This is a genomic window from Collinsella ihumii (genome assembly GCF_900046475.1).
In the GTDB taxonomy this organism is placed as follows: Bacteria; Actinomycetota; Coriobacteriia; order Coriobacteriales; family Coriobacteriaceae; genus Collinsella; species Collinsella ihumii.
Genome location: NZ_FCOU01000019.1, coordinates 1 through 2,173 on the forward strand (window position 1 = coordinate 1; position 2,173 = coordinate 2,173).

Consider the following 2,173-nt stretch of genomic DNA (forward strand, 5'->3'; position numbering starts at 1 on the left):
GTGGCCCTGGCGGCCGCCTTGCTGACACGAGACGATGCTAACCCACGCTCCGAGCGACGGGGCTTCCCCCTCGGCCAGGGGCGGCTGCGACCTGGTCACCCGATGAACATATCGTCAACCAACCCCTATTCCATTCCGCCAGCGCCGGACCCTAGCTGACCTGCTCGATTGTGAAGAGCGGCTCGGGAACGAACTCATCGGTGCTCTCATCGTCAAAGCTATCGTGAAACGCCTTGTCGTTTGCCATGAGCGTTTCCTTGAAGGTATCGACGGGATCTATTCGGTACTCATGGGTGAGGGTCGTACCGTCGACGAAGGTCGCCGTAATGGTGATGGTGCGCCCGGCGAGGAGCTGCGCTCCGTACGCGATGGATTCAAACCGGAATTCATCCGTAGACTCTTGTTTTGCTCGCTCGTAGATGGCTCGAAAATCATCGGGAAGCGCGTAGTTCAGCTCGACCGAGAACGTGCCGCCGTCGATGGTTCCGATTCGTTCAAGCATGTCCTGCGTGATGGTCATGCTCTGCCCGTGCATGTCTCCGTAGGTTCCGTCGGGCATGCGATAGTTACGGCTTCCGAGATAGCAGAGCCGGGCGGTCTCGTCGCCGTCGATACGGTAGTCGAGCTGAGTGATGTCCTCGCCATAGGTGTGAAGGTCGATATTGAAGACGGCGTGCGCGATCAGGCCGTCCCCCTCATCTGCAGGGCCTGCGTCCCAGCTGCCGACGAAGTCCATGAATCCGGGGCCGGCGAGCACGGTGTCGCCGCGGTCTTCGACCGGTGTGCCATTTGCATAGGCTGCAAGCACGAACGCGGGCTGCGCGGTCGCTGCGGCAGACGAGTTCGAGCTGCTGCCCGTTTGGTCCGTTTGCGCTACGGTTGGGGCGGATGCGGGATCTCCCGACGGCGCCCACAGGATGCCGAGCGCCGTGCAGCCCAAGGCGAGACCGGCTGTGCAGGCGGCGACGGCGATCGCGCGGCGGTGCGTGAAGACGCGGCGGCGCCTGCGATCGGTGGAGGCCGACGGTTGGTTCGCAGCGGTGCGGGGCTGCTGCTGGACGCGGGCGCGCTCGGCAGCGATCCGCTCGGCCAGCGCGGAGTGCATACGCGGTGTCAGCGCGATGCGGTTCATCTTGGTTGCATAGTCGTTCATGATGGATGCCATGGTTGCTCCTTCTGTTGGTTCGCGTGCAGTGCCCGTCAGCGAACGGGAGGTCCATGGGGCGACGCGTCGCCGGGCTGGACGGAGACGCGCGCTTGATTCTCGGCGGCAGGGCGGGAGGTACCGTCCGCGCTCAGGGCGTCACGGAGCCGCTTGCGGGCTCGGAACAGCCTCGTGCGCACCGTCGCGGCCTTGATGCCGAGCAGCTTCGCAATCTCGGCGGTGTCGCGCTGCTCAACGTAGGCAAGATGGATGACAAGGCGCAGATCCTCGGGAAGGTCTGCGAGCGCATGCCACACCGGGTGGTCGCGCAGGTTGCGCAGCGCGATGTCCTCGGCGGACACCGTGGACAACTCGCGGGCATCGCCGCCGGCCTTGCTGTCGTCAAGCGCGTCGACGCGACGGCTCCACGCGCTTTTCTGGTGGTCATGGCAGATATTGATGGCAACGCGCAGCAGCCATGCGCGCAGATGGTCGTCGCTCTCGAAAGATGTTCCGCTCGTCAACAGGCGGACGAACGTCTCCTGCACCGCATCCTGCGCATCGGATACGTTACGCAGCTGATTCAGCGCGAGCCGCAAGACGGCGTCTCCGTGCGCATCGATGGCGTGGTTCATGAACGCATCGGAGCGCATTGTCGGGTTCCTCATATGAATCACCTCCATACATCCTATACGACTGAGGAGGCGAATGCGTTCCCGGCGGCGGGGGGCGATGCGCCGCGCCTAAGAAGATGTCCAGTGGGGTTGGTTTGGGACGGGTTCATTCCAGCCCATCGGGATGGGTTGGAATGAACCCGTCCCAAACCAACCCCCATCATGAAGCTGCCCTCCATGTACAGGTAACGCGGGAGGGGCCCCGATGTTCCCCTGCGAGCCGAAAAACGGTTGATTCCCAACCCCAATGCAACACCCTCCTCACGGTCCGCATATCCCGAGGTCATCGCAACGCCCCCGACCCCCGCGGGTCGGCATCCCCCCAGCTCGGAGCGCCCGGACGGGGCCCGCGCGG

Annotated in this window: 2 protein-coding genes; both read right to left on the reverse strand. The window is 64.2% G+C overall.

What is annotated here, in order from left to right:
- Positions 1-151: 151 nt before the first annotated feature.
- Positions 152-1,165, reverse strand: coding sequence for a hypothetical protein (locus BN3789_RS12045; RefSeq protein WP_066834712.1), 1,014 nt, complete (start codon positions 1,163-1,165; stop codon positions 152-154).
- A 35-nt stretch (positions 1,166-1,200) separates the two neighbouring features.
- On the reverse strand, positions 1,201-1,812 hold the full coding sequence (locus tag BN3789_RS12050) for an RNA polymerase sigma factor (RefSeq protein ID WP_161939015.1): 612 nt from the start codon (positions 1,810-1,812) through the stop codon (positions 1,201-1,203).
- Between the last annotated feature and the right edge of the window lie 361 nt (positions 1,813-2,173).